The sequence below is a fragment of the Aliiruegeria haliotis genome (assembly GCF_003003255.1).
GTDB lineage: Bacteria > Pseudomonadota > Alphaproteobacteria > Rhodobacterales > Rhodobacteraceae > Tropicimonas > Tropicimonas haliotis.
The window spans coordinates 1,206,508-1,213,121 of the sequence record NZ_PVTD01000001.1; the positions used below are offsets into that span (position 1 = coordinate 1,206,508).

9 protein-coding genes are annotated in these 6,614 nt (G+C 57.1%); all 9 read left to right on the forward strand.

The features are described from left to right. Positions 1 to 969 carry a glucokinase gene (locus tag CLV78_RS05370; protein WP_106203679.1) on the forward strand — a complete coding sequence of 323 codons (969 nt, stop codon included), beginning with the start codon at positions 1 to 3 and terminating at the stop codon, positions 967 to 969. A gap of 114 nt (positions 970 to 1,083) precedes the next feature. Continuing rightward, positions 1,084 to 1,365, forward strand: coding sequence for an STAS domain-containing protein (locus CLV78_RS05375; protein ID WP_158263440.1), 282 nt, complete (start codon positions 1,084 to 1,086; stop codon positions 1,363 to 1,365). Positions 1,366 to 1,369: 4 nt separating this feature from the next. After that, the gene (locus CLV78_RS05380) at positions 1,370 to 1,750 is read left to right on the forward strand and encodes a response regulator (RefSeq protein ID WP_106203681.1); all 381 of its coding nucleotides are present in this window, start codon (positions 1,370 to 1,372) and stop codon (positions 1,748 to 1,750) included. A gap of 14 nt (positions 1,751 to 1,764) precedes the next feature. Continuing rightward, positions 1,765 to 4,029, forward strand: a complete 2,265-nt coding sequence (locus CLV78_RS05385) for a chemotaxis protein CheA (protein WP_425427917.1) — start codon at positions 1,765 to 1,767, stop codon at positions 4,027 to 4,029. A gap of 8 nt (positions 4,030 to 4,037) precedes the next feature. Continuing rightward, positions 4,038 to 4,508: a chemotaxis protein CheW gene (locus CLV78_RS05390; RefSeq protein ID WP_106203683.1), complete on the forward strand. Its 471-nt coding sequence runs from the start codon at positions 4,038 to 4,040 to the stop codon at positions 4,506 to 4,508. A 1-nt stretch (position 4,509) separates the two neighbouring features. Beyond that, entirely contained in the window at positions 4,510 to 5,412 is a 903-nt protein-coding gene (locus tag CLV78_RS05395; RefSeq protein ID WP_158263441.1) for a CheR family methyltransferase, read from the forward strand. After that, positions 5,402 to 5,788: a response regulator gene (locus CLV78_RS05400; protein ID WP_106203685.1), complete on the forward strand. Its 387-nt coding sequence runs from the start codon at positions 5,402 to 5,404 to the stop codon at positions 5,786 to 5,788. Before CLV78_RS05395 ends, CLV78_RS05400 begins: the two co-directional genes overlap by 11 nt. An 11-nt stretch (positions 5,789 to 5,799) precedes the next feature. After that, entirely contained in the window at positions 5,800 to 6,210 is a 411-nt protein-coding gene (locus CLV78_RS05405; RefSeq protein ID WP_106203686.1) for a hypothetical protein, read from the forward strand. A 243-nt stretch (positions 6,211 to 6,453) separates the two neighbouring features. Beyond that, on the forward strand, positions 6,454 to 6,614 hold a 161-nt coding region (locus tag CLV78_RS05410; protein WP_146136638.1), incomplete at its 3' end, for a transposase.

Here is a 6,614-nt window from a genome sequence, read left to right on the forward strand (position 1 = left end):
ATGACCGCCCCTTCCCTTCTCGCCGATATCGGCGGCACCAACACGCGCGTTGCCCTCTCTCAGGGTGGCAAACTGATACACGGTTCTGTCCGGCACTATCCCAATGCCGAGTACGACGCGCTTGAGCCGGTTCTGCACCGCTACATCGCCGAGACCGGCACAGAGACACCCGCTGCGGCCTGCCTGGCGATGGCCGGTCCCGTGCGCGATGGCGTCGGCACCCTGACCAATCTCGACTGGACACTGGACACCCACACGCTCGCGGCCGCGACAGGCGCCCGTACCGTTACCGTGATGAACGATCTTCAGGCGCAGGGACATGCGCTGGGGCACATTCCGGCCGAAGCCCTCTTCCCCGTTGTCGCCGGCCCCCCGCCCCGGGTCGAGGCCACCCAGCTGGTGATCGGAATCGGCACGGGGTTCAATGCGGCACCGGTCTTCGCAACGCCTTCGGGACGGTTCGTACCGCCCTCCGAAAGCGGCCACGTGGCGCTGCCGGTCAGGACGGACGAGGACATTCGCCTCGCTCGGTTTCTGGAACGGGATCACGGGTTTGCCGCGGTGGAGGACGCCTTGTCCGGGCGCGGTCTGGTCGCGCTGCACGAGTTCGTCTGCCACGAATCCGGCGCGCCTGAGCAAGCGACACTTAAGGGCAAGGAAATCATGTCGGCAGTGGCTGCGGGCGATTCTCTCTGCCGCAAGGCCGCTGCGATCTTCAGCCGCCTGATCGGTGCCGTCGCAGGCGACCTTGCCCTGACGTTGCTGCCATTTGGCGGCATCTTCCTGATTGGCGGTGTGGCGCGTGCCATGGCGCCCTATTACGTGGAAATGGGCTTTGTCGACGCCCTGTGTGACAAGGGCAGGTTCGGCCCGTTCATGGAGCAGTTTCCCGTGACCGTTGTCTCCGATGACGACGCCGCATTGACCGGCATGGCTTTGCATCTGGAGGCTCTTTTGGCCGCGCGCTGAAAACCTGTTTCCCGAAACGCTATTTTAACGGCTTGGCCCCTAGACCTCTTCGTGCAACAGACGAGAGGGTTTTCGAGCCGTGCCAGTTCAAGTCAATCCCGCGTGGGGTCTGCGGTGAGCGCCCGGTACGCGCTGCCTGAGCGGCTGGACCTGCCAGCCGCGGCCCCGATCGCCGACGCGCTGAAAGACCTCGTTGGCGACGATCTGGAACTCGATGCGTCCGGCGTCCGCCAGGTGGGAACCCCCGGACTTCAGGTCCTGCTCTCGGCGCGCCGAAGCTGGGGGGAAGCAGGCCGCCGACTGACACTATGCGACCCGTCGGAGGCTCTGGTCGAGCAACTCTCCATCCTTGGTCTTGCTCCCGAAGCCCTGACCACATCACCGTCGGAGGAGTGACCGCATGAGCCTCAACATCCTTGCCGTCGATGACAGCAGAACGATCCGGGACATGCTCAAGTATGCTCTCACCCAGGCCGGCATTTCGACCAGCCTCGCGGAAGACGGGATGCACGGCCTCGAAGTTCTTGGCGGCATATCCCCCGACGCGATCATTACCGATATCAACATGCCACGCCTTGACGGGTTCGGGTTTATCGAGGCTGTCCGGCAGCAACCGCTCCACCGTGCGACCCCCATTCTGGTCCTGACAACCGAGAGCGCGCCGGAACTCAAGGCACGGGCGCGCGCCGCGGGGGCCACCGGATGGATCGTGAAGCCGTTTGTTCCGGAGAAACTGGTCCACGCCCTGCACATGGTCGCAGGAACTGGAGATGGGCAATGACAACACCCGATCCCATGGAGGAAATCCGTGCCTCGTTCTTCATCGAATGCGAGGAGTTGCTTGAATCCCTGCAGGACGGACTGACCGCCATCGACGCCGGCGACAGCGACCCTGAAACCGTCAATATCTGTTTCCGGGCAGTCCATTCCATGAAAGGTGGGGCCGGAGCGTTCGGCCTCGATGATCTGGTGCGGTTTGCGCATCGCTACGAGACGGTTCTCGACGAGGTCAGGAACGGAAACCTGGCCCTTGGCCATGATGAGACATTGCTCTTCATGCGAGCGGCGGACGTCCTGTCCGATATCGTTCGGGCGTCCCGGGATGGCGAAGACATAGATACGACGGCCTTTGATCCGACGCTCAAGGAGTTGGAGGCCATCGCAGGCAGCGACGACGAGGAGGACGATGAAGCCGCTATCGCGTTTCAGCCCATGGCGCTGTCACTGTTACCGATCGAAGCCCTGCAATCACCGCTTGAAGTCAGCGATGACGCTGCGCCTCCGTCCGGTGTCGTGATTTCCTTTGCTCCCGAACCGGAGCTCTTTCGGTCGGGAAACGAACCCCTTCACCTCATTCGCGCTTTGCATGCTGTCGGAAAGACCACTTGCGAATGTGATTCCAGCCGCATTCCGGCCTTGTCCGATCTTGATCCCGAAGGCGCCTACCTGTCGTGGAGTATACATGTCGACGCCGACGCCTCCGAGCCGGAAATCGAGGAAGCATTCGATTTTGTGGACGGATTGTGTGACCTGGAAATTGCCGATGCATCCTCTTACCCGGCTCCGATGGCACACATCCCGGGCCTGCCACCTCTCCCCCCACTGGAATCGTCCACCGCAAGCGATAGCGAAGCACCGGCCCCTGTGGTGGCCGATGTCACCCAAGTCACGCCGGAGAGCCCATCGCCACGGATCACACTGACCGTTTCGGATACGGGAACAGCCCCCCCCCCTGCTAGAAACCTTACTCCGCAGAAGCCGAAGGAAACCTCCGCCGAGGGGGAAAGCACACCAGGCCCAGCACAGAAGCCGGGCAAACCGGCGAAACAGGGGCAAGCATCGCCAAGCCCCGCGAAAGCTACTGTCAGGGTAGACCTCGAAAGGATTGATCGACTCGTCAATCTGGTGGGCGAACTGGTAATCAATCAGGCCATGCTCACCCAAAGTGTCGCCCAGGCCGGTGTGCCACCAAACTCGCCGGTGTCACAGGGGCTTGAAGAGTTCATGCAACTCACCCGCGACATCCAGGACAGCGTGATGATGATCCGCGCGCAACCGGTCAAGTCGCTGTTTCAGCGGATGGGTCGCATTGTCAGGGAATCGTCAAGCGCGGTCGGCAAGCGTGTCCGAATGGTGACCGACGGTGAGGCGACCGAGGTCGACAAGACCGTCATCGAACGTCTCGCCGATCCCCTCACCCACATGATCAGAAATGCCGTGGACCACGGCCTGGAGCATTCTCAACAGAGGGTCGACACCGGAAAGTCCGAGGAAGGCACCATCACGCTTTCAGCAGCGCATCGATCCGGACGGGTGGTCATCGAAGTGAGCGACGACGGCGCAGGGATCGACCGCAAGAAAGTCAGAGAAATCGCCGAAGGAAAGGGTCTGGTGGCGGCGGGGCAGTCGCTATCAGACAGCGAAACTGACGGCCTGCTGTTTCTTCCAGGTTTTTCGACAGCCTCCAAAGTGTCGAACCTGTCAGGCCGAGGCGTCGGAATGGATGTCGTTCGAAATGCGATCCAGGACCTGGGCGGACGCGTCAGCATTGCGTCCACACCGGGAAGCGGAACAAGCTTCTCGATATCCTTGCCACTGACCCTCGCGGTTCTGGATGGGATGGTCGTGAATGTTGCCGGCGAAACGCTCGTCGTTCCATTGGGCGCAATTGTCGAAACGCTCACGTTGCGCCCCGAAGACGTTCGATCCCTCGGCCGGTACACACGGGTCCTACAGATACGGGAATCATTCGTACCACTTCTCGATCTCGGTACAGAGCTCGGATATCGCCCCCCCCAAAAAACACACAACGGTGCTGTGGTCCTTCTGATTGCCAAGGACGACGGAGAGAAAGCAGCCCTGATCGTCGACTCGATCCTTGAACAACGGCAGGTTGTCATCAAGGGCCTGCAGGACAGCTACGGCCGCGTACCCGGAATAGCTGCAGCGACGATCCTGGGAGACGGCCAGGTTGCGTTGATTCTCGATCCTGTTGACCTGATGACCCATGCAATCAGACGAACGCGACCAACAGCCGATGCGCTCGCCCCCACTGGATAGGCAAACCGATGATTGAACGTGAAGCAACACATCCCGAACCGACAGAGCGCGAGCTGCTATCTTTCAAGGTCGGTGAGCAAGAATACTCAGTCGACATCATGTCGGTTCGCGAGATACGCGGGTGGACGCGCCCGACGCCACTACCTCACGCAGCTCCCTTCGTGCGCGGGGTCATCAATCTTCGCGGAACAGTACTGCCGATTGTCGACTTGGCAAAGCGACTTGGCATAGAGGTTGAAGAGGCAAGCGAACGAAACGTTATTATCGTCGCAAAGGTGCAGCACCAGACGGTTGGAGTTCTCGTGGACGCAGTATCCGACATTCTTGCCATCTCAGAATCCGAACTTCAGCAACCACCAGAAATGGTCGCGGATGCAGGAACCACGTTTGTCGAAGCAATAACCGTGACACAGGGACGGATGCTCCGAATCCTCGATTTGGACTCCGTTCTTCCAGACACAACGAAAGATGTTGCCTAGCGTGAGCAATGACATTCGCCTTCCCATCGTCGACGGCAAGCAGAAATCTCTCCTGAGCGATATATCCAAAATTGCCTACGAAGAAGCAGGCCTGATTGTTGTGCCTGAGAAGGCTCCAATAGTCCTATCGCGAGTATCAAAGAGATTGAGGGCCTTGAAACTCGACAGCATGACCGACTACCAAGAGATCCTACACGGACCAAACGCCGCAACCGAGCGGCGGGAGTTAATCAGTTGCCTTACGACCAACGTCACCAGCTTCTTTCGTGAGAAACACCACTTCGAGTATCTAAAACTACACATGGAGGGAATTCGCGAGAGAGCAAAATCAGGACATGAGGTTCGAATCTGGTCCGCTGGATGTTCAAGCGGTCAGGAACCTATATCAATCGCCATCACAATCCTTGAGGCGATTCCCGAAGCAGGAAGTTTGGATATTCGAATTCTTGCCAGCGATATTGATCAGCACGTCCTGAAGATCGCCAGAGAAGCTACCTACACGGCCTCGCAAACCGAGTCGATCACCCCCACGCTCCTCAAGAAGTATTTTCAAAAAGTCAAAAACCCAGACTGCAGCAATCGCTACCAAGTATTGCGAAGTGTGCGGGACCTCATATCATATAGAGAATTGAATCTGTTTTCTTCTTGGCCCATCAGAAAACAGTACGACGCCATCTTTTGCAGGAATGTGGTTATTTATTTTGATCGTCCGTCCCAGGTTCATTTGTGGAAGAGGTTCTGGGACGCCTCCCGCCCCGGGGGGCTCATGTTCATCGGACATTCGGAAAGGATTCCCTTGGAGATCTCCCATCGTTTTCTGTCTATTGGTACAACAACGTACGTCCGGGAGGCGCAACCCACATCCGCACATGCGCGAACGAAAGGCGAGAACCTTGGCACTTAGAGAACTGCTCCACGTTATGGTTGTTGATGACATGTCCACCAGCCGCGGTCTTATCCTGCAAGCGCTCGATGGCTTTGGAGTGCGAAATGTACGTTATACCAGCGATGGACCGAGTGCATTGTCGGCCCTTGTGGAAAGGCCCGCCCACCTAGTGATCTCGGACTACAACATGCCTGGAATGGACGGACTGCAACTACTGCAGTCCCTGCGGTCGGAACCCAACCTTGGCAATATTGGCTTCATTCTCATTACTGGAAAGGCCAACAAAGAAACAATAGAGCGCGGTCAAAGGTTGGGCATGAATAACTTCCTAAGAAAACCATTTGAAACAGTCGATCTCTTAAACTGCATGGAATCTGTTGTTGGAAGACTATAGAAAGACACCTCATGAAGAACACCGAGAAGGTTTTGACCACTCAAGGCCAGGAATATTCTGTATGCAACCAGCACCTTTTGAAGCAAATTTTCAGAGAGTTGGAATCCCTGCATGGAGATCTGATAGACTTCCAGTCTGATCTTTCTGACATGTTATTGACAGTAAAAATCTCCAACGCTCAGCTATATCGGCTTCAATTTTTGGACAAGACCACTCAGGAGCTAGGAGAACTGGCAAGAATCGGAAACTATATTTTCGGCAAGGAAGTTGATCAACGCTCCACCATTACCGGCAGTGAAGTCGAAAGTTTTGTCTGCCTTTCCGATCTAAGAAATAGAATTGTAGATGGCTCTCGACCTGAAGAATGTCAAACGCTATCGACTAATTGTGAAGTTGGCGATGTAAACTTTTTCGAAAACTGATTCAACGGAGTACGGATAGTTCTCGAGTCTCTCGTGTTACGGCGTTTATGAAAATCCAAAATCTTGAGATCTGTTTGGTTCTGGTGCGCGAATAGGATGATCGACGCTTCACCCCCTACCCCGGACGGATTCATCCCCGGGCTCTGTAGCAGCGACTCCTAGAACAGTTTAGGGTCAGGACCCATAAACCTTCTTGAGCCCGTTGGACGATCGTGCTTCACGCTGCAAAACAATGGGGGCAGCATGAGCGACTACTACTGGTTGACGGAGGCGCAGATGGTGCGTCTTCGACCGCACTTTCGGAAATCTCGGGGTAGGCCCAGGGTGGATGATCGGCGGGTTCTTAGCGGGATCATCTACGTCAAGCGGAACGGTTTGCAGTGGCGCGATGCTCCATCGGTCTA